The sequence below is a fragment of the Psychrobacter sp. ASPA161_9 genome (genome assembly GCF_051970275.1).
Classification (GTDB): domain Bacteria; phylum Pseudomonadota; class Gammaproteobacteria; order Pseudomonadales; family Moraxellaceae; genus Psychrobacter.
In genome coordinates this window covers 478,561-503,053 of the sequence record NZ_JBEFNI010000001.1, presented here as the reverse complement: position 1 = coordinate 503,053, position 24,493 = coordinate 478,561, and the positions used below count along the sequence as shown (strand labels likewise).

Genomic DNA, 24,493 nt, shown 5'->3' with positions numbered 1-24,493 from the left:
AATGATTTTCAAGAGGGTTCTGTGATTTTCAAAGAGGGCTGTTTTTTCGCCGTACGCCAACAAAACAGCATCAGTAAAACGAAATAAAACACCCATAGTGCAGCAAGTGCATAAAATCCTATGGAGACTTGCGAGATGCTTGCACCCATTTGATTAAGCTGTACAGAAGTATTGATAGCAGGAGTGGTAGGTGCTAGCCAGCGCACAATTTGTAGTATTTCTGGAAGTTGGTTGGCAGGCCAGGGATAGCCACTGACAAAGAATATCGGTAGCGAGCTAAAGATCAAAATCTGTAGACTACGCTCCCGCTGACGAAACCACAATCCGAGCACGCAGCCAAGCGTAGCTACTGTTGGACAGAATAAAAGCAAGAATAGCAAGCTGCCAAGCATATTTTGCCCACGCGGATAATGATGAAGCTCAAAAGCCCAGCCATAATAAAAGCAACCAATGACAAAGCTTAGCGAGCTTAATGCAGCAATTCTACCAAGCCAACCGCCTATAGTCGTCATATGACGACGTTGCTCATACCAAGTTCCAATAAGCATGGCAGTTGCCATCAGTAACGTTTGCTGCAATATAATAATAGATACCGCTGGCACTACGTAAGCCCCGTAACCTTCAGTTTGATTATACAAAGGAATAATCCGTAACGATACAGCTTGCGTGTTTTGCGCTGCAGTAGACGAATAAGCGCCTTGTGCAATGCTTTTCTTGACATCAATACCAGCTGATACCGTACTGACCGCTTGTAGAAATCCCATCTGAACATTTTTATTCAAAAGAAAGTAGCCGCCATTACCCAGTACGCTAACACTCGCTGCCTTTCCTGATAGTACTTGCTGCTCAAGACCGCTTGGAATAATCATGTAGCCTGCAATTTGATCTGACCATATTGCTTCTTTAGCCTGTTGTTCATTAAGAAAGCGTGTAGTATCAAGCTGCGGACTGGCACTAGCATAGCGAACGATAGTACGTGATAGGTCGCTATTGTCCTTATCAATAATACCGACAGGTACATGATTGACTACTTCAGTTGAATACGGCCACGGATAAAAAAAACCATAAATAATGGGCGCAATAAGCAGCATCAAAATTACACCACTATCGGTAAAGATATCTTTTAGCGTTTGTAAAAAGCTACCTAAAAAAGTTTGTGACGATGTTTGTGAAGGTAGAGTTGCTCTTGATGGTTTGTGCTTCTGTGTATATGACATTAGCGGGCTCCCCAGCGTTCAGGATGCGCCAATGCGCGTTTGGTTAACAATGTGGTAATTACCATCGCGATAATGGTCGCAATCATTAGACCGTAAACAATCGGTAAAAAAATAGCCACTGGTGCTTGCATTTGTAATTGCGCGATATGTAGTTTTAGATAATGAGTTAAAGGTAGGGCGTCCGACCAATGCTTAGCACTATCGCTAATTGCGATATAAGGGAAAGTGACACCAGCGAAAGCGTAAGAGGGCGCAGATACAAAGCCTGTTGCAGATAAGCCTGCACGCAATGAAAATGAAGCTACCGTAAATATAGCACCGAGCCAAAATGACAATATCATCAACAGAACAAGCCCAATATAAGTAGCTAGCAAAGAAGTTAACGCAATCGTCTGCTGCGGTGTGGCAAGCCATAATGCCAATATCGACCAAATACTATAAGCTAATGTAGGCCAAAAATACTTGCCTATCAGACCAAATAGCAGCACCGGAATACTGATGTTTTGAGTAGATTGTGATTTGAAGTTAGCATTATTAACTTGGCTATCAAGTTCTGTTAACTGTCTATGACTGTTGTTTATTAACGTCAGGTTAGGACTACCTGTATCAATAAAACGATACCAACGACCGAGCTGCTTATCACGTAACTCACGACCGATGGTTGTCGCACCGATTACCATTGCTAAAATATGTAGTAGGGCAGGAATAACAGTTGAGGCCAAAAATTGCTGGTAGTCAGTTGCAGCATTAAATAAACTGATACGTTGAACACTAATAGGCGAATAAGCGATAGTCGCCTGTGATGGTGCCATGCCTTGTTTGACTAAGCGTTGAATTTCAATCCCAGCTGATAGAGTACCAGCTACCGTTTGTACACTTTTTTGGATGATGCCAGAATGAGTACCGTATTGAGCATTGACTTGCAAGACTATAGGCGCAGGCTTGCCAGATAGAATGTTGCGCTCGAAGTCTTCTGGGATAATGACAACTGCATAAATATCGCGCTGCAAAATAGCTGCTTCAGCTACTGCTGGCGAGGGATATAGCTGTCTAACCGTAATATCCGGACTGGCTTCCAAATACCGTACTAATGTGTTGGCGACAGGACTATTATCTTGGTCAATTACGCCGATAGGTAAATCCGTAATTTGGGTTTGCGCAAAAATCCACCAAATGAGTAATATCGTGACCAAAGGTATCCAGACCACCACGGAGAAGTCCCAATGGTTTTTGGTTAAAAAACGACGCTCGTACGCAGCACTGCGCAGAAAAGCCTTGAACAGACGCATAACCTACTCTGGAGTCTGATTAATAGAAGTGGGGTCGATGTTCACAATGACACTCATCCCTGAACGGACGCGCGAGTCAGGATTCATAGGTCGGGCTTTGACTTCAAAAGTACGTACATCAAAACCGTCGTCATTATTGGTTGGGCGCCAAGTCGCAAAATCAGACAATGTTGAGGTTGCATAAACGATGAATTGTTTAGTATGTGGGTTGTTAGCTGATGATAGTGCTGGAATAGTGCCAGTAAACTGCCGACCGATTGCAAATTGATTGAGATAGGTTTCGGTGACGTTAAGTACTACCCATTGATCGTCTGTATTGACGAGTGTTAGGAGAGGTACACCTTGACCGATGACTTCACCAGTGCTGACAATCACATTATTTACAATTCCTGCAATAGGGCTTTTTAGATTGGCCTCTTCTTTGGCGACTAGTGCTTCTTCTAACTGGGCATCGACTTGTGCCACTTGTGCAGTAGCTGCTGACTTATCTTCGCTACGAGTACCTTCTACCGCTAAGTCATATTGTAGACGTGCCGCTATTGTTTGATCTTTAGTCGCAAGATATTGTGCGAATGCCTCATCACGTTTTTGCCGAGCCATCAAACCTTCTTCATAAAGTCGGTTGATACGTTCATAAGTACTGGCGGCTAGATCAGAGGCAGCTTTATTGGCTTGCCAAGCAGCTTTTGCTTGAGCAATCTCTTGAGGACGCGCGCCATTTTCTGCTTTATCCAACTGACTCTGTGCCATTTGTTTACCAGCACGAGCTTGATTAATCTTCGCGTTAATCTCAGGCGAATCCATCTCAATTAGCTGCTGACCGGCAGTTACTCTATCACCTTCAGTGACCATGATTTGAGCGATACGTCCAGGCACTTTGGCTGCGATAGACGTTTGCTGCATTTGCATCTGCCCTTGCAAGGTGATGACTTGCGGTTCACTATTTTGGGCGCTTCTAAACAATCCGTAAGCGATGACACCAAGCACCATGATAACGACTAACGCAATAACAGATTTTTTGACTGTCGCCTTTTTTTTCGCTGATGTAGCCTTTGAGTTTAGGCGCTGATAATCAGGTGCTGGCTGTTCAGATTTAATATTATCCATAGGTTCAATAGGCGTGTTTTCTGCATCCGAGTCGTTGTGATGTTCAGTCATGAAAATGGTATTCCTAAAGCAATAAAGTTGAGAATGAAGGGTTTATTGTAAAGGTAGCAGCATAAAAGGCTGCAAGGCAGTTCTCTAATCTTGATAACAATCAATAACGATCAGAGGTACTACCCTAAAGGCGTTTTAATGAATTATCAGTTTATCAGTACACGCGAACAGCATGAGGTTTAGAGCTTTCTATGGCTTCGAAATTAAAAATAGCACCAAAGGCTACGATGAATGCTGAATAGTAAAGCCACAGCATAATGACTACGGCTGCTGAAAGCGCACCAAACTCAGCGCTATAGTTATTAAAGTTTTGGACATAAATCGAAAACAGCACAGACAATAGAATCCAGAGAACGGTCGCAAGAGATGCTCCTGGCACCAGTTTTTTTAGCGGTATAGCGTCACGATTTGGCGCCAAACGATATAGGCTTAACAAGCTTAAGAATATGATGCCAGCTAATATAGGCCATCTGCTCCAAAGTGCAATCGTCTTCGCTATTTGAGGGAAGGGGAAATAGGCCGCCCCTAAAGGAATAATAGCGATAGACGAGATTGCTATTATTAGGACAACTACCGCGGCAAAGGTTAAACCAACCGCTCGGATCGTACCTTGTATCAAGTTGCGCTCTTGCGTGATGTGAAAGGCAAGATTGACAAGAATAATTAGGGATTTGATGCCTTTAGAGCCAGCATAAAGGGCCAGTAATGTCGATGCAATCAGACCAAAAGTCAGTTTTGACGCGGTGTTAGAGGCCAGTTCGCTTAAACGTGAATTAAGGACTTCATATACACCATCAGGTATAAACTGACGCAAAATTAAAATCTGTTCTTGCATCTCAGAGGGTGAGAAAGCGAGACCATAAAGCAGCACAAACACGGCCATTGCTGGAAAAATAGATAAAAAACCAAAAAACCCTACGCTAGCGCAATGTGCCCAAACATTAGAGTTGTTCGCTATACGCCATGTCTGTAGCAAGGGCTGAAGCCAACTTGTCAATTTAGAAATCAGTTTTTTCATAAAACAGTTATTCGCAGTAGGGTTAGTATCAGTAAGATTAGTAGCAGTAAAGTAAGGTCAGTAATAATATAGGCATTAGCAATTTAATTATAATCAGTACAAGCGCTTATCAACACGCCCTATCATTCTTAATATCAAATCATTGTTCAGAATACAAAGTAGGCAGCCTTATGTCAGCCGCATTTAGATAAGCATTAAAAGCGAGCGGCGTGCCACTACTTTGCATTAAAGCAGCTAACCCTTGTACATAAGCGTTTGCAGCTTGTGCTTGTTCGGTGCGAGCTTTGAGAGCTTGTGTTTGTGCTTGTACCACTTCAATCGTAGTATTTACGCCTTCTTGCAGTCCGAGGCGTCGTAAACGTAATACCTCTGTAGCCAAATCAACATTGCTTTGTAATGCTTGATAACGCGACTGAGCATTATTGACATCGTTCCAGTTTTTTTCCACCAGTAGTAGTAGATTGTCGCTCACTTCAATTTCGGATAGATCAGCTTGGCGAATTTTAGCATTACTGGATGCCAGCGATGCTGTTTTATCAAGTCCGCCCCATAGCTTCCAACTGGCTGATATACCTGCAATCCAGCTAGGATCCTTCTCAACTTGTCCATAGCCATATAACATAACAGTGGGTTTATGACCGGTATCAGATAGCTCATGTAGTTTTTGGGCTTGCGCGCGTTTAGCAGCGACTTTCTGTAAGCCAGGATGATGGCTGAGTGCTAAATTTTGAAAGTAACTCACATCTGGTAGAGGCCGGCTGGAGACAAATAAAGGAGTCGTAGGTTTAATACGATAGTCAGTACGTAACAGACGTTGCAACGCAATCATAGCAAGGCGGGCGTCATTATTTGCGTTAACTGCTTCACTCTTTGCATCTGCCAGTGCAGACTGCGCTTCTAAACGATCTACACGTGATATAAATCCTTCTTCATATAGTCGCTTTGCCATATGGTCAGTCTGCTGCAACGTGTCATAGGCGTCTTCACGTAGGTAGGCGGCGATGATGGCTAGCTGTGCCTTAAAGTAGCGTTCAATCAAAGTATTATAAAGCTCGTTTTTATCGAGTATGCTGTCAGCCATTGCTTCTTGAGTGCGTGCATCTGATACACCCGTAAGCGCAGTAGTACGCCCAGCAGTATAAACAGGCCAAGCAAAACCTACACCTGCTCCCGCCGTTGAACCCGAACGCTTAAAGTCATAGGAATCAGGAATACGATCGCCGACCATCTCACCAAAGTTTGGCAAATCTGGTAAGGACGGGATAGGAGGAACAATATCACCAGTATTAGCACCAGCATTATTTACTCCGTTGATTACGCCATTCTTGAGCGTTGATAAATCAATATCTTCCTGCACGTTGTAGGTACTGGCTGATAGCTGCGCAAATAAAAAAGGATTGTCTATCGTTTTAAGTGCATCGGTTTGATATTCACTGGCTGCAATCGCAGCTTGATTGGCCGCGAGCTTAGGCGAGACTTGCAACAAAATTTCTTGGGCTTGTTCAAGACTCAAAAAGCTAGCCACATCTAAAGGATAACTGTTAGCGATGCTTTTATGAGTAATAGGGTCGACGAGAGTATCTAGAGTGAGGGTGCTTGACGGCTGTACCAAAACAGAGCTGGCGGCCTCAGTATCAGCCGTTAACTTTTTACTATTGCCTACCGTGCTGTTGTTGGTTGCATTGGCATCAGATGTATAGTTTATGTCTATAATCTGAGTAGTAGCAATAGGCGATATTTCGTCCTTTGAAATAAGGTTTTTATCCTTACTCATAATTTCTGTATTGCTGTTCGCTGCGGTATGAGTTGATATTCCTATCAGCATAATAGTGGCAATAGCACTAGGTAGAGATGAGATAACAAATTTCATAAGAGATATAAACCGTTAATCAGGAAGCAAAATTTTGTCGTATAAGATGTTTTAATACAGAATACCTAAATAACAAGGATTGAATTAATCATCATTTATAGTATAAGTCTTAGCACTGATAATAAAGCGTACACTGTAGAGCCACAACCATGACGGGTCAATGCTTATTATTTACTTGTTATTCATTCAATATTGAGTTTTCTTATACTTAAGCAGGGTTTTTAACCTAAAACACTATATTATTTATAAAAAAAGATAAAAACCTGCTTCTCAATAAGAGTCTTTTGTTAATAGAAGATAGGCAAAAGACTAATGAAAAGATTTCAATGTAAGCAGTAATGCAAGCAGTATAGAGAGGCAGGCGCTATGTAGTATTATAAGACTATAAATTTCACAAAATGATGATGTATGTTTTATTTTATAACCTATTATGAGAAGAGACTACTATTAAAGTAGACCGCTATATATAAATAGATACTGAAAAATATAGACAGCTGTTAAAAATATTGGACAAATATAGCAAGCGATATTGCGAATTAAGAGTGAGAGGTAAATGATGGCAGGATATATATTAGCCTTGGATCAAGGAACAACATCGAGTCGGGCGATTTTATATGATGATCACGCGCGTCCTATTGAGATTGCCCAACAGCCCACCACGCTGCAAACGCCAAAAGCTGGCTATGTAGAGCAAGATGCGCGGCAAATTTGGCAAACTCAAATCAGCTGTGCTCACGATGTCATTAATCAAGCAGGATTACTCGCAACTGATGTCACTAGCATTGCTATTACCAATCAGCGTGAATCTATCGTCATTTGGGATAAGCAAACGGGCACACCGTTGGCACCAGCCATTATTTGGCAAGACAGGCGCACAGCAAAATACTGTCAGGACTTAGCTAACGATAGTATGGGTGATATGTCGGTAGGTCTGTCAAAGAGGATGCAGCAGATTACAGGCTTACGACTCGACCCTTATTTTAGTGCCAGCAAGATTTCTTGGCTGCTTGAGCACTATCCTAAGATTAAAGCCCGCGCTGCAACTGGGCAGATAGCAGTAGGTACTATTGATAGCTGGTTGATTTATCAGCTGACAGGTGGCGAGCATGTCATCGATGTCACCAATGCTTCACGTACACTATTATATGATATTCATAAGCTGGCGTGGTCGGAGGAGCTGTGCGCACGCTTTGATATACCGATGGCGATACTACCAAAAGTGCTGCCATCAGATGGTGAGTTTGGTAAAACCAAAAAGGGTTTATTTGCCAAGCAGATTCCTATCCATGCCGTATTGGGCGATCAGCAAGCAGCATTGTTTGGTCAAGGTTGTCTCAATCCTGGTATGGCTAAAAACACCTATGGAACGGGTTGTTTTATGCTGATGAATATTGGTCAGACCCCCAAGCTTAGTGAACACCAACTATTGACTACGATAGCTTGGCAGCGCAAAGCACCAATAAATCGTGTAGATAACTTATCTATCAGTGACATTGTGCAATCTGGTAAACGTATACTACAAGCGCCGTCCACTTTTTTTGGACGCGAAGTCACTTACGCGTTAGAAGGTAGCGTGTTTATGGCAGGCGCTATCGTACAGTGGTTACGTGATAATCTGGGCATGATTAAACAAAGCTGTGATGTCGAAGATTTAGCTCGGCAGGTAGAAAGTAGCGAGGATGTCGTGTTGCTTCCCGCATTTACTGGTCTTGGAGCACCTTATTGGCGCTCTGATATTCATGCCAGTATTAGTGGCATGAGTCGCGGTACTACCAAAGCACACATTGCTCGTGCTGCTCTTGAGGCGATTGCCTTTCAAACTTATGACGTTCTTATCGCCATGCAAAAAGACAGTCCGCATCCATTAACCGAGCTACGAGTCGATGGAGGCGCTGCTAATAATGATCTGTTGATGCAGTTTCAAGCAGACTTGCTTGGTGTACCTGTTTTGCGTCCCAAAGATACGGAAATCACTGCTAAAGGCGCAGCGCTTCTTGCTGGTTTAAAAAGTGGATTGTATGATGATCAAACTATGAAAGAATCATGGCAAGTAGACCGTATCTTTGAGCCTAACATGTCAGCTGAGAGACGTGCCCAACATCTTGATAAGTGGCAACGCGTTATTACTAAGGCGTTAATGGATATCTAAAATATCTTTCAAAATGTATTAGATATAAAATTTTCATTAGGTATAAATAGGCAAAGAATATTATCAAAGATACCTAAAACACTGTATTAACGACCATATCAGTATCAACATAAATACCTAATAATATGCTCTTTAATTACTATATTTAGCATAGATTTATATACACACGTTATAACTATACACCGTGTAACATAAGGTCATCGCAGTGTTGACATAATTTACATAAACGTTCTATCGATAAGTGTTGATAGTTTTTTATACTTCAAATGTGATTGATTAATACAACTTAATCCATTTCAAATTAATAACTAATAAGTATATAACTATCAATTTAAGGATAATATTATGAATAAACATGACAATGATCTTATAAACGACCGCGTAATCGATAATAATGACCGTGTCCTTACTGATGACTATCTTGAAGTTGGCGATAGAGAGCGTATCATCGATGACAATGAGCGCCGATTAACTGGTAGTGATCATACTATCAATAATACTGTCATTATGCATGAAAATGACAATATTATAGAGGATCATGATGCGATTGATCGTACTGCTGTCAAGCACATGTCTAAAGAATCGAGAGAAGATCTTAATGCAGATCCTATTACTGGTGAGCCAGGATCACATCCAGTAGGAACAGGTATTGGTGGCATCGGTGGTGCCGCAGCAGGCGCAGCTATTGGCACGATGGCAGGACCATTGGGTACATTAATTGGTGGCGCTATTGGTGCTATTGTTGGTGGCGGCGCAGGTCATGCAGCAGCAGAAGCTATTGACCCAACCCGTGAAGAAGCTTATTGGCGTGCAGAACATGCCAATGCTAGTTATTATCAGCAAGGACACGATTTTGACCGTGATCTACATCCAGCTTATGCAGTAGGTTATGCTAACCGAGCACGTTATCCTAGTGACGCGCGTTTCGAAGATCATGAAACAGATTTGCAGCGTTCATGGGAAGAAGTAAAGGGCGAATCACGTCTAGCTTGGGATGATGCTCGTCATGCATCACGTGATGCGTGGAACCGTGTTAGTTAATTATTATTTGAGACTAGATTGCCATCTCATTTGCTAATATATAATTATGAATTGTTCAAATATAAGCCGTATTATTTCAATTGAGTGAGAAGTGGTAAGCATAGTGTACAGAAACTTACTGCTTTGTGAATTACAAGGTGATAAATGTATACGTAGCCTGACTGACAGCCCCAACTAATGTAATTTATGCTATGTTAAAGCTTCCAAAGATGACTTTGGAAGCTTTTTTATTTGCTCATTGTTTTATTTTCTAATATCTTATAATTAACTGCCAGAAGACAGCATAATCATAAAGGATTATGAGACAATTTTGACCTCTTAGTAGAGTGATATTTTTAGTGCAATATAATAATATAAAACCAAATAAAAATAAGAATAGGTAAACTATGAATCGTCATGCGAATAATGATGAACAAAAGCAATTTTACATAGCTACTGCTAATCTACTTAATTTTGCCAATCCTGATCGAATTTATTATGACAATGCACCAGCATATGACCGTAAGGCTTACCAGTATAAGTTGCAAGGAATAACCGAATTACTTTCTAAAGCCCATGCAGATATTATTGCGGTACAAGAGGTGTGGGATAGTGACGCTCTAGAAGCATTAGCTGTTTCATTAGGTTTTAAAGCAGAACATGTGATTGCTCCACTTGCTAGTAATGACCGTACTAGTCAATATACTCAAGGCCACGGCGCGCAAAAAACGCCAGCTGTCGGTTTTATTAGCCGCTTTGCTCAGTTAGAAACTACGTTGTTAGAGAACATAGTCCCTGAAGCGGTAATGGATATCCCTGATGTTGGACCTTATCATCAATTTAATCGTCCACCATTATTACTACGTGTTGATGCGTATGGTCAACCAATAACAATTGTCACAGCTCACCTTAAAAGTAAACGCGCTTATTTTTTACGTGATGAGTCAGGCAACTTATTAGAAGATATGGATGACCCTAATATCCGTGTTCGTGCCAAGCTGCGCAGCTTGTGTATGCGAGCGGCAGAAGCTGCATCAATACGTATGTCTATTATCAAGCGGCTACAACATACTCGTGAGCCATTGATATTGTTGGGTGATATGAATGATGTCACTGGTAGCGTAACTACTCAACTAATGGCTGAGACTGGCGAGGTGAACTATGACAAAAGTATGCGTGATGTCGCATTGTTCGATGCTGCTCGTATCCAAGCTCGCTATGGTTGGATGAAAGATGTCGCTTATACGCACATCTATCAAGGTATACCAGAGGTCATTGATCAACTATTCGTATCAGAAGAGTTTTTGCCTGATAGCAAGTTTTCGCTAGGTCATGTTGAGCGAGTAGACTACTTTAACGATCATTTAAAGTGGGATTATTCAGATAGAGTAATTGACCATGGCATTGTCCGAGCAAAGATAAAACTTTACGATTAATCATATTTTGCAGTTGGTTATATCATTAATTGGCACATTATCATTCTAATCCGTTCACGCCCCTTGTTTGATAATGTGCAAGTGTTTATGATGCTTCTTCATTGGATATAGTAGTAACAATATTTACCACTAAACTGACATTAGCATGCTGATTTAGTGCTAATGTTATTCGATGAAGATCGTATTTATACATAATAGGGCGTAATACTAAGAGGTTTATAATGAGTGATCACAGAGATGACAAAATAGAAGACATATTGGTCGATTCAGAATTGGCAAAGAAGTTGGTGCCTAATAAGTTTAAGTTTACTAGTCAGCAAGGCCGCGTACGCCGTCAAAAGTTATTGATGGGTGCAAAAAAACTAAGCGAAACTCGTTCTATTAACGATATTAGTTTAGCTGATGTATGTGAAGAAGCAGGCATTCCACGAGCTTCTGCTTATCACTTTTTCCCTAATATTGAAGCTATTTTTTTAGCGCTACGCTTTTTAAATGCGATTGAGATTCTAGAGATTCTCACTACCGTTGAGACTGTAGATTACGATAGATGGCAGGGTTACTTGACTGCGCTTATCCAACGCTGCGTAAATATCTTTCATGATGACCAGACCAAAGCTAAGCTGATCTATGATACTAATACACCAGATTTTGAAGGTGATAGCTTCGGTGAAGATATGGATCATCAAATCGTTGAGTTAGTCTATAAGCGTCTATCAGAACGTTATGAGATGCCAAAGTTTGAAGATCTTCAAGATATATTCTTAGTGACTTATAGTATTATTAACGGTATCTTTACTTTATCTTACCGCCGCCATGAGCGTATTACAGATAACTATTTGCAAGAAGCTACCACTGCATCTATTGCTTATCTGCGCTGCTATCTGCCAGAAAAGCTACCACGCAAAAACCGTTAAGTTTTATTTGTCAAAATAAGGTTACTAATACGACATAATAAAAAAGCTGGCGCGATGCCAGCTTTTTTGTGTCTTACAATCAGTACTCTATTCAATTAAATGACTTATAGTTTGATATCCAATACGATAAGTGGCGGTCGGTATTGGCATCGGTATCATTGTAGATTGCGCCAAAAGTAACCTGTTATTGGTATTGCTGTCAGCAGCTTGAGTCGTCGGAGGTAATGATTGACCATGACAAACATCATCATGTGGATCTAATGGTGCATATTGCTCATAGTAATCGACAATTGCATTTTGGAGTGCTACGTTAGTCTCTGAGTCATGAGCATTAACATATGCTTCACGTACCTGCTCTAACCAGCGTTCAGCCATACGGAAATGCGTGCCAGACTGACGCCAACCGTGCGCACATTGATCAGCTGCTGCCCAGATTAGGGCAACCTCACTAAATGCTAGCTCACGTGGCGCAATAATTATACTGTGGCTATTTTTTGAAGCATTGTCTTTTAGAGCGCTTATTATTGCCCACAAATCAGGCCTCATCAAAGCAGACGTCGATGGAATATCAGTCGTTAAATTTAAGTCGTTATCAGTTTTACTTCGTAGCTTCTGTAAAATACTAGCACCAGCTTCTAATGCTTGACTACCCGCTAGTGTGCTGCTTTTAATACTATTTTCATGAGAAGCATAGTTAAGCCAAGCTTGGGCTTTATAAGCAAAATATTGTTGGCGTGAGGTTAGTGGGCTTTGCTGGTATAAGGCAAGCTCGGTCAGCAGACAGTCGATAGTTTGCTGCTCGGTCACTTTATATTTTAGACGAACGTTTTGCGCGGCTTTAGCGTCATAGCAGGGGCTGACTGAAATAACATTATCTTTAGCTAGGTTGGTATGAGTATGAACGCTATCTGCAGCCTGTACCAATGGCGACAACGATACTAAAGCCATAACAGAAAATGCAGTATATGTATGGCGCTTATAGGCCGCTACTGACGCTATCAGTTGTGAAGTATTTAGCATAACGCAAGCCTTATATTATGGTAATTCGTTTACGAGCTGTCTTATAAGTTCTAGTGTAATGGACATATATAAGACTATATTATCAGCTACATATCGCTTAAGTCTCAGTCTCAGTACTTAGTCTCAGTACTTAGACTCAGCGCTTAGGCGTTTGTTTTTGCGTGGATCATCACGTTTGAACAAGTCTTCATCAAACTTAAAGCGTAGTCTAAAGTAAGCGCCTTCTTGAGTACTATCATCATAAGCGATATCTTCATCTTCAAAGCCCATGAAATTGTAGCCAAGTGACAACCACAAGTTAGTCATTGGACTATAACCAACCTCAGCACCTAACATATAAGCTAAATCGTTGGCTTGATTATTCCAGTATGTACCTGCTTGCAAGCCAACGTCCCAACGCTCGCCAATATCGTATAGACCGCGCACATAGGCGGCATGAGCTGTGTTTTCGCTCTCGAGATTATCAGCTTGGTATTGATTGTATTTACCCGCATAGTGTCCAGATAACGTCAATGGACGTGTTGGATGATAGTTACCACTCCATGACCATATTAGTGAGTCTTTTTGATACGGATCAGTGCCCGTGTCATTATCGTCTAAGCGATATTCAAGCTTGGCTAGCATGTCTAACTGATTACTGTCATAGTCACGGTAGGCAGCACCAAGCTGAAAGCGGTTGATAGTACGATGACCATCGTCATAGTCTACTCGTGAGTAGATGTCTTTTGCCAGTAGGGTAATGTCATCAGTATAGCGATAGGCGATACCGGCACTACCGAGCAGCGTATCACTAGTGTCACCCCAGCGTTTTTCTAGGCGGCCTGATGCTTTGTAGTCTTCTTTGGCAAGGTATTCAACACCAAAACCAACTGCGGTCGCAGTGCTATCTTTTTCACCTTCAAGCGATTCAACACGCTCAAATAAAGTGTTTAAGGTCAGACCTTCTTGGACATACCATTTGTTCTTTAGACCAATAGCTGCTTCAGCTTCACGTGCACTAATAGCATCGCGAGCACGGTATTCACTATAGACCTTACCATCTTTCATATAGGTGGCATCAAAACCTACAACAGTACGCTGACGCTCATCGGTATCATCAAGACCGTAGCTGCCTGATAGGCTGTTGATTAAGTCATGACGCGCATAAAGACGACCTAAATTACCTAGCGGAGTTTCGCCGCCGATAGAGGTTGCGTTACGTGCGCTATGATCAATATCTTGCTCATATTCAGCAAACACCAACGCTTTATTAAGCTTAGGCAAGCGAGCAGTAATACGGGCGCGGGCGGTCATGCCTTCGATATCTTTTTCTAAAGTATTTACGCCATTAAGTGCCGACTGGTTAATCAGACTGTCATTAAATATTGGCTTCTCATCCTCATCTACAATATCAGTGTTTATGACATCAGTTGCAGCTTGCGTATTACGTGAGGCAGCAGTCGCTTCTTGTTTATAATAACGTAGTCCAATCTCACCAACGATGTTTTGGCTTAGGCGTTGTTCGATACTCGCCTGTATGCCTTCACGACTGGCTTCGGTAGTATGGTCTTCGGTACGTATGCCTTCAAACTTTAGCGCAGTTGTTTTGTTCTTTAACTTATGAGTGACTTCTACTCCAGATTCAGTACGTCCAGCGGTTAGTGGAGAGGCACCAGTAACGAAGCCTTCATCAGCTTTATTATAATAAGCTTTAGCGCGCGTGCGGTTTTTATCATCGTAGTTTAGCTCGATGCGTAGGGCGTCGCCTTTTGCATTGTCGCCTTCTTTTAGCTCTTTTACATTGATCTGATTGCTAGGCTCATAGTCAGGGTTTTCAGCTTTACTCTTGGCATATTCCGCAACCAGTTTTAACTTGTCGTTAAATTTGATCACACTGTTAACGCTGGCAAGCTCTTCTTTATTTAGTGGATCATCGCTATTGATGTAGCTACCACCGACAGAGACTTTATCTGTTAATTGTTGTTTGCCTGCCACGCCACCGACCCAATAGTTTTCGCCGCCTTCGTCCACTTCAACAGTGACACGTAAATAGATAGGATTGCCATCAATATCTTGACTAGCAATAGGGGCTTTAAGATACAGGCTGCGACTAATAGGATCAATTTCGTAGTCAGCAAAGCGCGTTAGTGTTTCACGGCTAATGATCAGGCCAGGGTTATTCGCATCACGAGTGATGACCTCGATGGTTTCAGAGTTTTCGAGTACCGCGTCAAAGTCGCCAGCGAGTGGATAAGGACCCGAAATACCGAGACCACGCGTTTCATTAACACGTTGTGATGAGCTGGTTTCAGCGAGGAAAGTCGTGATACGGGTATCGGTATCCTCAAATTGAGCTTTAATACCTGTTAAAGTGCGGCTGTATTTACCAAGCTTAATACCATCGTCGTTATCAATCTGAGTTTTTAGGTCGCCGTACATAGCAAATGAGCGACCTTTATCTAAACGAATATATAGCTTGCTCGTAGACTGAGCGTCAAAACCTTTGGCTGATGAATCGCCGTATACTGGATAATATTCACCTGGATCAATATCACGGAACAGACGTTCGCCTTTTTTGTCGCTATCATAAGCTAGGGTCAGCAGATAGTCTCCACGTACTTTGCCTTTTAGGAACATCGCCGCACGACCAGTTGCTGAATAGTCGTCACCACCTGCAAATTCATGTAGCTCTTCTTCAAATGCGCCTTGGGCATCGGTTATACTGCCGCTATCAAAGTCTTTTAATGATATAGCGCCTTCTACAATACCAACCGCGATGAGCGGGCGTAGCTTTGCCGTAAATTGTAGCGGAATCACTTGTTTGCTGCTACCAGTATCGATAATCAACTCACCTTTACCTGGCGCATTTGGTGCAATTACTGGAATCAGTAGCTCGCCACCGTCTACACTAAACTGGGTACCAGCTTGATCTTTATTACTGTCTTTTAGATTGATACGTCCAATATTGGTATCGATAGTGATAGGTGTTGATGGGATGTAAGGAAGGTTGTTACGATCTTTTAGGCTAATGACTACTTGGTATTCGCTCACACCGTCAGCTTCAATCAAACGCTCTTGAGTACGATAATTAATCGCTTGTAAGCTGTCAGGCGCGATGATGTCGATGGTTTGCTCTGAGATAACTTTGCCTGTTACGTCAGTGGCAACGCCGCGTAAGGTATTGCTACCACGCTTAAAATCAACAGCATAATAATCAAAAGCAGTAACGCTTTGATTGGCTTGTTCAGCTGTTTTACCGATTTTTTCTTCTGATACGGCTTTACCATTAGCATATAGGGTAAAGTTTGAGCCTAATGGTGCTTGAACTTGAACCAACTGCTTGTACGAGTTCAACTGTTGACCCGAGCTCAAGTTAATGAAGGCTACATCATTATTAGCCACCTTTTTCAGATATTCTTCAAGCTCTTTTTGTTTTGGAGGTGCGATAGTATTGACCGTTAGGTTAACACGCTCGTCAGTAGGGTTAGCCATATCAGCAACAATTGCTGAGTCACATTGAATACCACGGTCTAATTCATCATTAGACTTGCAGCCACTGGCATCGACATTGTCGTCATTATTGAGGTCGTAATCAGGCTCCAAAGCCAACTCGCTCTTGACGGCTTGCTCAAGGGCATCATTTTTAGCACTAATATTTTTGCTACGCGTAATAAGTTCTTGATTTAAACGTTCAGTACTGTCGGCCATACCGCCTACCAACGCAAAATCTGCACGATGCATTTCACCATATTTTAAGTCGACGAAACGGCTACCGGCATCGCCTGCGTTACGATTACTTTGAGTAATGAGTTCAGTACCAATAGGTAAAGTCGTGCGATCAACTTTTAGTACGTGAGTCTTGGCGCTGATACCGTAGAAATTATATTTTCCTTCAGGATCTGTGACGATATAGTTGCCGTTTTCCATATAAATACGAACACCAGCTACGCCAAGCTCATCATTATCTTTTTGTTGAATACCATCGCGGTTGATGTCATGGTATATTTTACCAACGATGATACCATCGGTATTCATAACGCCGCGGCTGACATCAATTTTCCATTGTGATTCTCTAGAGACTAATACTTGGTCGTTTTCATTGCGACCTTGAGCGATAGCGCGATTAATACCGTCACCGCCCAAGGCGGATGAGCCTACTAGAACGCGATAAGTAATTTCTTTTCCTGTCTTAGGACCCATATTACCTAAACTTAAAACCTGGTATTTACCATCTGCTTTAAACTCAGTGGTTTGAGCCTTATCAATGCGTAAGCTACCACTCACGTAATCAAAGCCACGTGGTAGGGCATCTTTTAGCTGGACGTCATAAGCAGTTGCGACGCTATTGTCATTGGTGACTTTAATAGTGTAACTGACGTAGTCGCCAAGCTCAGCAGTTTTGACATCGCTTTCTTTTTTGACTTGTAAGTCGGGAGTCTCGTCAATGATAGCGACTTCACTACTAATCTGCTCATCAATGTAGTTTAGATCAGATTGACTAGGTTGTTGATCGAGACCGACAGAAGGATCAATACAGGCGACCAGTTTAGCTTGTAGCGTGTCGTCTTGTAAGGTTTGAAGAATATTATCATCGAGTGCATTGGCATTATTTTGTGTTGGCGCTGATAAACGATACTTTCCCGTGTTATTACCTGTCTCGATAGCTTTAAGTGAGTAAGTGTCACCAGTTCCAACTGGTGGATTAGCAGACTTGATAGTCACCCAAACTTGATCTGGTTTATCAGGCTGTACATTACATTGTGCATAGCTGGCTTCAACATAAATGTCATCGCCAATTTGCGAATTTATTTTGCTACCGTTAAAGTTCCAAGTAGTGAAATTAATACTAGGCTCGACGATAATTAAACTATCGGTCACAGCTGCCTTTACTGACGCATCTTCAACGACGACTGCACCAATCTTAATATCAGCAGTATCACCATCTTTTGCATTTCTATCAGTAAGAGCCTGTACGATGAGCTGAATACTCTCACCTTGCCCAATTTTGATTGAGTTGAGATTGGTGATCAATAAGTCATCTGAATCAATCAGACCGTCTTTATTGATATCTTGATAGACTGTAAAGTTAGATAGGCTGCTTGGAATATCGTAGCTTAGAGCGATGGTTTCATCACTATAGCTATTATTGGTTAATAGGTTTTTCCATATCACTTCACTGCCAGACGCTACAGTCTGCAATGGTGATTGGCTTAGGCGAAGGTCATACTTCTCTAACGCAGATGCTTGGACTTTTACTTGGTTTGAGGTGCTGGTTAATAATACTGCTTTGTCATTACTAACGTAATAGTGAGCATTGGCAATATTATCGATGATGCTGAGTACATCAGACGTAGCTGCCGCAGCGGAATTTGATTGCATAATCAGTATAGCTGCCGTTAATGCAGATAGCTTGGCTGCTTTAGCCGATAGACGAGTAGACTGAGCGATACAGTGAAATGTCATATTACGTGATTATCCAATCAAATCCAAAAACAGAGGGGCTGTCTTTGCTTTGCTTACTTGTAGAGCAACCTAAGCAAAGACAGTTTTTGCGTTATCTATAAGCTTAATCACAGATAACGGTATATAAAAATAAGTAATTTACGTAATGCTAAAGTGAGCCAGGAGCAGCACCGTCAGGATTAATTTTTACCGAAAATACTAATGCTGCATATTTTTGAGGTGCTAAGCTAGGTACCGTGCCACTAACAGCAGTAGAATTAGCTGATGCCCCATAAGTATTGTCTGCAGGCGATGTATCTGCGTCAGCTACTTCGGCTAGCTTGACAGTAAAGGCAGGGGTAGTACTTGAAGTTAGTACTTGAGCTTTATTATTAAAGCGATCTGTCGTATCCGTTACGATCAGGTCAGTGAAGTTAAATCGTGTATCCGATGCTGAAAAGTTATTAAAGGCTGTAATTTTATAGACGATACAATCACCGGGTTTTGCAGCGACATCACCTTGTGTAAATACAAGAGAAGCATTGACAGCACAGGTTTCATTTAGTGCTTGTTTTTTGACCAGCTTTAGACCTTTTACTATAGTAGTATTCTCAACAGAGCGAGCACCTACCGTAGGCGCATCCTGTCCACCAACGACTAACGTAACTGAGGTTTTTTCAGTGGAGTCAATGATTGCTTGTGTAGACTCTACTTTGTAGTTGATAGTGACACTTGAGTTCGGTGCCATACCAGTCCATGCTGCTCCGCCATTTTTGGGTACGGCTGTACTTAGATCATAATCGCCATTACCGTCCCGTGTGACTGTGTAGGTGAGGTTGGGAGTTGCTGGGTTGTCGTCAGCATCATATACCACCTCTACCGTGTTCGGTACTCGGGTGATTTGGTCGTTGGCACCTTCAGTGATAGTGAATTTAATTTCACCTACTTGATCGCCTTCAGTCTCTCTACCAGTATTTCTTATGACAGCTGAATGTGTAATCTGCGTCGTATCTGTCGTAGTAGTTGGTATCTCTTTAGTAGTAGGTGACGATATGTTAATAGCACGCTGGTTAGAAACTAAAGGTGCTGCTGAGTCACTACCAGTAGTTGTACTAACAGTACCGTCTGTAACTTCACTATCATCAGCAGCTGGATAGAAGTTACTGGTATTTTGTTTAGGGTCAGTACTATCCGTAGTGTCATAAATGATTTGGTTTTCACCAAGATTGAGAGTTATAGAGGCGTGGTTGATAGTTTTTTTAGGATCAGCAAGTGGTTCGGCTTGATCTTTTTGCACATCGAAGGTAATAGTGGCTGTTTCACCTGGTGCTAAATTCAATAAAGTAACTCTAATGCTATCGTTAGAAGTGCTAGTACCTTTACCTTCTCTACCCGGTACAATAGTGGCATTATTACTGACGCTTAAGTTCGGCTGATCTGCTAGACGTAAGCCCTCTGGTAAACCATCGAAAACAACGATGTTGTTGGCATTGGCAGCATAAGGTGCAGTCTCATCGTTACGGACAGTGACGGTATAAGTGACCTTCGATGTTGGATCATTTAGGTTTAGGGTGCTGCTTACCTTACTGGTAATTTTAAATACAGCTACCTTAGGGTGTGTTGAACATTGAGTATAAATTTCTGGCAAAAAAAATAGCGAACGGGTAATCTTTAAGTTCTCACACAAAAAAGATCTCGTTCGCTATGCCTCGTACTATGCTCAAAAATGAACACTGGACAAGACTAAGACCTATATTACTAGAACTTAATATCTATGACAAAGGAAATCTGAGACTGACCATTGAGGGCATCCTTTATCGTATGCGAACTGGCTGTCCTTGGCGCGATTTACCGGCTTACTTTGGAAAGCCCAATACTGTCTACAAGGCTTATCAACGCTGGTTTCGCAGTAATAAGCTCATTGGACTATTTGCTTTAGTTATCAGAGAGCCTGACCTTGAGTGGGTGTTTATAGATGGTACTCATATCAAGGCACATCAGCACAGTAGTGGTCGTCATGAAGCTGCTCAAGCCATTAGTAAGAGTGTCGCAGGACGTGCCACTAAAATTCATCTAGCGGTCGATGCTCATGGCAATCCGATTACCTTTATTCTGTCAGATGGCACAACCCACGATGTTAAAGTCGCATCTGACTTAGTAGATAAGGTTGATTTGAGCAAGACAGACGTTGTATGTGCAGATAAAGGCTATGACTCTGACACACTACGAGAGTATATTGAACAAACAGCAACTTGTAATAATATCCCTCGGAAACGAAACACCAAGTCCTCTAACGACCATATGGATTGGGACTTGTACAAAGCACGACATTTAGTAGAAAATGCTTTCGCTAAGCTAAAACAGTATAGAGCGGTTGCCACCAGATTTGATAAGCTAAGACAGAGTTATGAGAATACGGTCGCTCTTGCTTGTGCTTATATCTGGCTAAAATTATGAATGTTCAACACGCCCTAGTAATACTGTTATCGATATTGGTTAACGTCGCCTTAGTGGTATCAGCACCTGTGAAGAAGTCGCTGACTGCTGATAACGTTAAATTCTGTGAGTTACCGCCAACGTTCCCTGCTGTTTTTGCTGAAATTAAGATCTCAGCGCGCTCATTAGGTTTAAGTGTAATGTCAGTGTTTTGAAAAACGGTACCAGTAACAGTAGTAGTGCTTTTTACAGAATTATCCGCATTATAGATAATGTAAGTGACATTGGTAGCGTCTAGATCATAAGAGCTTGCATCTTGCGTACTACCTGGAATAGTACCGCCCTGAGCTAAGTTAAGCTTATAAGTATCTTCTACGTTACCTGAGTTGGTTAAGATATGGTTAAAGGCAACACGACCTTTCGGGGTCACAATGATGTTGCGGTTATAGTCATCGGCAGCATTATCATCAGTAGTTGTAGCCGTTAAACTGAAGGCTGCACTTTGCGTGATGTTAACAGTTACAGGATTAGACTGAACCGCAGTTTGCGCAACAGTGCCTATTTTATACGTAGCACTGGCTATGTTTTTAATGGTAGGAGTCGATGCGGCTATTGATTCAGCTGCATTCGCAACATTAGTCATGCCAAAAGCCGCTGCGATACCGACTGTCAATACTGAGTACTTAAAGGTGCTGGATTTCATCCAGAGATTCTCCTGAGTAAAAAAATGAATAGCTAAGGTCAAAGTTAAAAGGTTTAGTTGACAGTGGTATTAAGTGATACATCTGCTGATTTTTTTGCAGGAAGTAATTTAATATTCCAACGAAGAGCTTTGTATTCAGATAATGGAACTTTGACGACTTTGCCATCTACTTTACGTACAAGCGGCATATCAGCATAATTTTTGCCATCGATAGTTGCTTGTGCGCTGTTTGGTTTTGCCTCGCCAGTAAATATCATGCTGGCAGGAATAGGGAGAGTCACAGCAACATCGCTAATAGGCTGATCAATGACATTGGTATAAGTAGCGCGGTACTGTACGGTCTCACCCTTCTGAGCATTTGATGCTGCAATGTAGCTGACCTTGCCGTCAGCAGTTTTTACAATCTTATTGGCCTGTAGCTCCATTTTTAGAGCATCTGCTGCGTACGATATATTGATTAAGCATGCAGATACTGCAGTGGTGATAAGAGCGTGGCGTAAAAATTGAAATAATTTCATATCAAAATCCTCAGTTGGGTAAATTCTACGTGCAATATCCTTGCCAACCTACATAAAAATGTGAGTACGAACAATGGTTTGCTAGTAAAAAGTGCAACAATTTTTTGTTTTTTATTCTCACAGAGAACCGATAAATAGTCACCAAATAACCGATAAATGACGTTTACGAGTTCCTCAGTGGGATGTGAATTACTTAAAAAATCAAAGCCTTAGTCATTTAAGGGTTTGTATTTTTAGAGCCATATTTAGTATTAAAGTATAAAATTGCCTTAGTTGGCTCCGTTGAAGATACAGACGTTTTTAATAAATCAAAGGCATCAGAAATAATTACACCGTTTACGCCTATAGGTGCTGATGTATTAGTGCTTCTGAATACTGATGAAGGGTTTCCTAACGGTCTTGGCAAGTTAAATACAGACTCGACGGGCGTACGCTGTAAAGAGTCGTTAATTTTAACTTCATTCAAGTCAACATGACCACGATTGTAAGCTTCTAACTTATAAGCGATACAGTTTCCTGGCTTAACATCATTGGCTGGATTGATACTAAAACCTGTAGTCGGCTGACTAGTATTAGTGATGCTAGAGTAGTTAAGCGTGTCATTACAGGTATGTACATACTGGAGCTTTTTGAGTACCAACGCTGTGTTGTCTGCTTTTACTTCACCAAAATCAAGATTGCGTGTGACATCACCTGAGCTGTTCTTTTCAGTTTTATAGTTATAGACGTTAGCGACTAGCGCGACTTCTTGAGTATTAATAGTCGTATCTTCACTATAGTCCCAAGGGTTTGGTTCAGTTTCAACTAGACAAACTTTTGATCTACCTACAAGGACGTTTGGGCTGACGCTGAAACTATATCTACCTAAACTTGCTGCAGCACTTGAGACGGTTTGCGGATTGGGTGAAGTGGATACGATATTGTTGCCATTGCAATCAGTGAGACTGATACGTAAGTTAGGGTCATAGATACCTGATTCATTGCTATCAAATACACCATTATAATAATTACCGTTACCTGTAAAGGCCGCAGAAATATCCTGCTTAGTACTGGTGCTAGCTGTGATACCGCCATTGTCATTAAAGACGATACCTGCAAAGGTATAATTCGATGGGACACTAGCAGATGGACTGTTAGTAATAGTACAAGTGATCTCGTCGCCATGAGTGGCATTGGATATAGTAAATGAGCGAGTTTTGGCAGACGCGTTATAAGTCATCGCAGTAGTAGGCATGACGGTCGTACTACCAGTCGTAGCGTTGTTGCAAGTGTAAGCCGCATTGTAGGCAATGATATCGCCATTGTTTTGATTGTTCGTAACGCGCTCAATGATCGTATAAGTCGTACTGGTTGCAAGCTCTACGACACCGCTATTATCATTAGTAACAACTTGTCCTGAGCCAGTCGTTTCAAAAGTCTTGAGTGATGTTGTAGCATTGTTGATACTGATAGAAAACTGATCGCGATTGATATTAGTATCATTGACGCGATTACCATCAAGCTGTTTTTTAACAATAATTTTGGGAGGAGCAAGACAGAAGTAAAAATCTGAATAGCCAATAGCATGCGGACTATTGTATTCGCTAAGTGTATTGTTGTGTCTCAAAATAAGAGAGGTGTTGGCGAGGTTGTAATTCCAATTAGCATCGACATTACATTCTCCAACACCACAGTTTTTACCTTTGATTGCAGTGACTATATTTCTATTAGCGTTTATGGTTTGAAAGATACTATTGAATGTTACTTGCCCACCATTGGTAGAGACATCAACTTGCTCTATATATGGCGCTTGATTATTGTTATTAACAGTTGAATCCAAATCTTGTATCTTGTAGCCCACTTTACTTACTGTACGATTAATGCTGATATTCAGATTATGGTTATTCTTGACTGCAGGGGAGGTATGAACTAAGTTTAATGCTGCTGACGTCGCACCAGTTATAGAGCCGAAGAAAGGCGAGGTCTTTGTAATCTGATTAGTATCAGTATAGATATCTACAAGTAATGGAAAGCTAATTTTGAAGGTTTTGATATCGCTACCTTCTGTGAATGTAAAGTCGCGACTGAGCGCACCATCGGTCCAGTTCAGTGACTGGTTGACAGATCCTGAAGGTGGAGTGGCTCCAATATAGTACATCTTATGGTTAGCTGGACAGCTACCTGCTGTAGAGGTTGGGGTAGATGATGGTAAGAATGGGTTGGCATGTGCATTTTGGCTACTTGTGCTTAATCCTATAAATAATAGAGTGGATATAGTTAGGCCTAGTACTGGTTTTATGTCTATATGTCTTTTGGGGGTCGCATGGTTACTTTCTTGCATCTTA

At 41.6% G+C, this 24,493-nt stretch carries 16 protein-coding genes; 5 read left to right on the top strand and 11 right to left on the bottom strand.

The window, feature by feature from the left end; translation table 11 throughout:
• Positions 1 to 8: 8 nt before the first annotated feature.
• The 5 genes from ACTQ9S_RS01875 to ACTQ9S_RS01855 form a co-directional block, all read right to left on the bottom strand.
• Entirely contained in the window at positions 9 to 1,217 is a 1,209-nt protein-coding gene (locus tag ACTQ9S_RS01875; protein ID WP_440453496.1) for an ABC transporter permease, read from the bottom strand.
• A complete protein-coding gene (locus tag ACTQ9S_RS01870) occupies positions 1,217 to 2,506 on the bottom strand; it encodes an ABC transporter permease (RefSeq protein ID WP_440453494.1) in 1,290 nt (429 codons plus the stop codon). The genes ACTQ9S_RS01875 and ACTQ9S_RS01870 overlap by 1 nt, the downstream gene beginning before the upstream one ends.
• Positions 2,507 to 2,509: 3 nt before the next feature.
• A complete protein-coding gene (locus ACTQ9S_RS01865) occupies positions 2,510 to 3,664 on the bottom strand; it encodes an HlyD family secretion protein (RefSeq protein ID WP_440453492.1) in 1,155 nt (384 codons plus the stop codon).
• Positions 3,665 to 3,818: 154 nt separating this feature from the next.
• Positions 3,819 to 4,682, bottom strand: a complete 864-nt coding sequence (locus ACTQ9S_RS01860) for a YihY/virulence factor BrkB family protein (RefSeq protein WP_440453491.1) — start codon at positions 4,680 to 4,682, stop codon at positions 3,819 to 3,821.
• 139 nt (positions 4,683 to 4,821) lie between these two features.
• Positions 4,822 to 6,552, bottom strand: coding sequence for a TolC family protein (locus tag ACTQ9S_RS01855; RefSeq protein WP_440453489.1), 1,731 nt, complete (start codon positions 6,550 to 6,552; stop codon positions 4,822 to 4,824).
• Positions 6,553 to 7,108: 556 nt separating this feature from the next.
• Between ACTQ9S_RS01855 and glpK the strand changes: the two genes are divergently transcribed.
• From glpK to ACTQ9S_RS01835, 4 genes are all read left to right on the top strand, one after another.
• The gene (gene glpK / locus ACTQ9S_RS01850; protein WP_440453691.1) at positions 7,109 to 8,701 is read left to right on the top strand and encodes a glycerol kinase GlpK; all 1,593 of its coding nucleotides are present in this window, start codon (positions 7,109 to 7,111) and stop codon (positions 8,699 to 8,701) included.
• A 507-nt stretch (positions 8,702 to 9,208) separates the two neighbouring features.
• Positions 9,209 to 9,742, top strand: a complete 534-nt coding sequence (locus ACTQ9S_RS01845; protein ID WP_440453690.1) for a hypothetical protein — start codon at positions 9,209 to 9,211, stop codon at positions 9,740 to 9,742.
• 386 nt (positions 9,743 to 10,128) lie between these two features.
• A complete protein-coding gene (locus ACTQ9S_RS01840; protein ID WP_440453487.1) occupies positions 10,129 to 11,157 on the top strand; it encodes an endonuclease/exonuclease/phosphatase family protein in 1,029 nt (342 codons plus the stop codon).
• A 221-nt stretch (positions 11,158 to 11,378) separates the two neighbouring features.
• Positions 11,379 to 12,071: a TetR/AcrR family transcriptional regulator gene (locus ACTQ9S_RS01835; protein WP_440453485.1), complete on the top strand. Its 693-nt coding sequence runs from the start codon at positions 11,379 to 11,381 to the stop codon at positions 12,069 to 12,071.
• Positions 12,072 to 12,158: 87 nt separating this feature from the next.
• On the opposite strand, the gene ACTQ9S_RS01830 is transcribed toward ACTQ9S_RS01835, so the two are convergent.
• From ACTQ9S_RS01830 to ACTQ9S_RS01820, 3 genes are all read right to left on the bottom strand, one after another.
• Positions 12,159 to 13,091 carry a hypothetical protein gene (locus ACTQ9S_RS01830; protein WP_440453484.1) on the bottom strand — a complete coding sequence of 311 codons (933 nt, stop codon included), beginning with the start codon at positions 13,089 to 13,091 and terminating at the stop codon, positions 12,159 to 12,161.
• A gap of 123 nt (positions 13,092 to 13,214) precedes the next feature.
• The gene (locus ACTQ9S_RS01825) at positions 13,215 to 18,533 is read right to left on the bottom strand and encodes a hypothetical protein (protein WP_440453482.1); all 5,319 of its coding nucleotides are present in this window, start codon (positions 18,531 to 18,533) and stop codon (positions 13,215 to 13,217) included.
• Positions 18,534 to 18,681: 148 nt separating this feature from the next.
• Positions 18,682 to 20,199, bottom strand: a complete 1,518-nt coding sequence (locus ACTQ9S_RS01820; RefSeq protein WP_440453481.1) for a hypothetical protein — start codon at positions 20,197 to 20,199, stop codon at positions 18,682 to 18,684.
• A gap of 17 nt (positions 20,200 to 20,216) precedes the next feature.
• On the opposite strand from ACTQ9S_RS01820, the gene ACTQ9S_RS01815 reads away from it, so the two are divergent.
• A complete protein-coding gene (locus ACTQ9S_RS01815; protein WP_440453480.1) occupies positions 20,217 to 20,969 on the top strand; it encodes an IS5 family transposase in 753 nt (250 codons plus the stop codon).
• Positions 20,970 to 20,973: 4 nt separating this feature from the next.
• On the opposite strand, the gene ACTQ9S_RS01810 is transcribed toward ACTQ9S_RS01815, so the two are convergent.
• The 3 genes from ACTQ9S_RS01810 to ACTQ9S_RS01800 all read right to left on the bottom strand — a co-directional run bounded on the left by ACTQ9S_RS01810 (position 20,974) and on the right by ACTQ9S_RS01800 (position 24,489).
• Positions 20,974 to 21,651 (bottom strand): hypothetical protein, encoded by a 678-nt coding sequence (locus ACTQ9S_RS01810; protein WP_440453478.1) that lies wholly within the window; start codon positions 21,649 to 21,651, stop codon positions 20,974 to 20,976.
• Positions 21,652 to 21,704: 53 nt separating this feature from the next.
• Positions 21,705 to 22,169, bottom strand: a complete 465-nt coding sequence (locus ACTQ9S_RS01805; RefSeq protein WP_068036170.1) for a hypothetical protein — start codon at positions 22,167 to 22,169, stop codon at positions 21,705 to 21,707.
• A 217-nt stretch (positions 22,170 to 22,386) separates the two neighbouring features.
• Positions 22,387 to 24,489: a hypothetical protein gene (locus ACTQ9S_RS01800; protein ID WP_350656482.1), complete on the bottom strand. Its 2,103-nt coding sequence runs from the start codon at positions 24,487 to 24,489 to the stop codon at positions 22,387 to 22,389.
• Positions 24,490 to 24,493 lie beyond the last annotated feature (4 nt).

Bases quoted from the DNA above. Each gene is read 5' to 3' on its own strand.
- ACTQ9S_RS01860 (WP_440453491.1), bottom strand. From the start codon at position 4,682: ATGAAAAAACTGATTTCTAAATTGACAAGTTGGCTTCAGCCCTTGCTA.
- ACTQ9S_RS01835 (WP_440453485.1), top strand. From the start codon at position 11,379: ATGAGTGATCACAGAGATGACAAAATAGAAGACATATTGGTCGATTCA.
- ACTQ9S_RS01875 (WP_440453496.1), bottom strand. From the start codon at position 1,217: ATGTCATATACACAGAAGCACAAACCATCAAGAGCAACTCTACCTTCA.
- glpK (WP_440453691.1), top strand. From the start codon at position 7,109: ATGGCAGGATATATATTAGCCTTGGATCAAGGAACAACATCGAGTCGG.
- ACTQ9S_RS01810 (WP_440453478.1), bottom strand. From the start codon at position 21,651: ATGAAATCCAGCACCTTTAAGTACTCAGTATTGACAGTCGGTATCGCA.
- ACTQ9S_RS01870 (WP_440453494.1), bottom strand. From the start codon at position 2,506: ATGCGTCTGTTCAAGGCTTTTCTGCGCAGTGCTGCGTACGAGCGTCGT.
- ACTQ9S_RS01855 (WP_440453489.1), bottom strand. From the start codon at position 6,552: ATGAAATTTGTTATCTCATCTCTACCTAGTGCTATTGCCACTATTATG.
- ACTQ9S_RS01805 (WP_068036170.1), bottom strand. From the start codon at position 22,169: ATGAAATTATTTCAATTTTTACGCCACGCTCTTATCACCACTGCAGTA.
- ACTQ9S_RS01830 (WP_440453484.1), bottom strand. From the start codon at position 13,091: ATGCTAAATACTTCACAACTGATAGCGTCAGTAGCGGCCTATAAGCGC.
- ACTQ9S_RS01815 (WP_440453480.1), top strand. From the start codon at position 20,217: ATGCCTCGTACTATGCTCAAAAATGAACACTGGACAAGACTAAGACCT.
- ACTQ9S_RS01845 (WP_440453690.1), top strand. From the start codon at position 9,209: ATGCATGAAAATGACAATATTATAGAGGATCATGATGCGATTGATCGT.
- ACTQ9S_RS01865 (WP_440453492.1), bottom strand. From the start codon at position 3,664: ATGACTGAACATCACAACGACTCGGATGCAGAAAACACGCCTATTGAA.
- ACTQ9S_RS01825 (WP_440453482.1), bottom strand. From the start codon at position 18,533: ATGACATTTCACTGTATCGCTCAGTCTACTCGTCTATCGGCTAAAGCA.
- ACTQ9S_RS01840 (WP_440453487.1), top strand. From the start codon at position 10,129: ATGAATCGTCATGCGAATAATGATGAACAAAAGCAATTTTACATAGCT.
- ACTQ9S_RS01800 (WP_350656482.1), bottom strand. From the start codon at position 24,489: ATGCAAGAAAGTAACCATGCGACCCCCAAAAGACATATAGACATAAAA.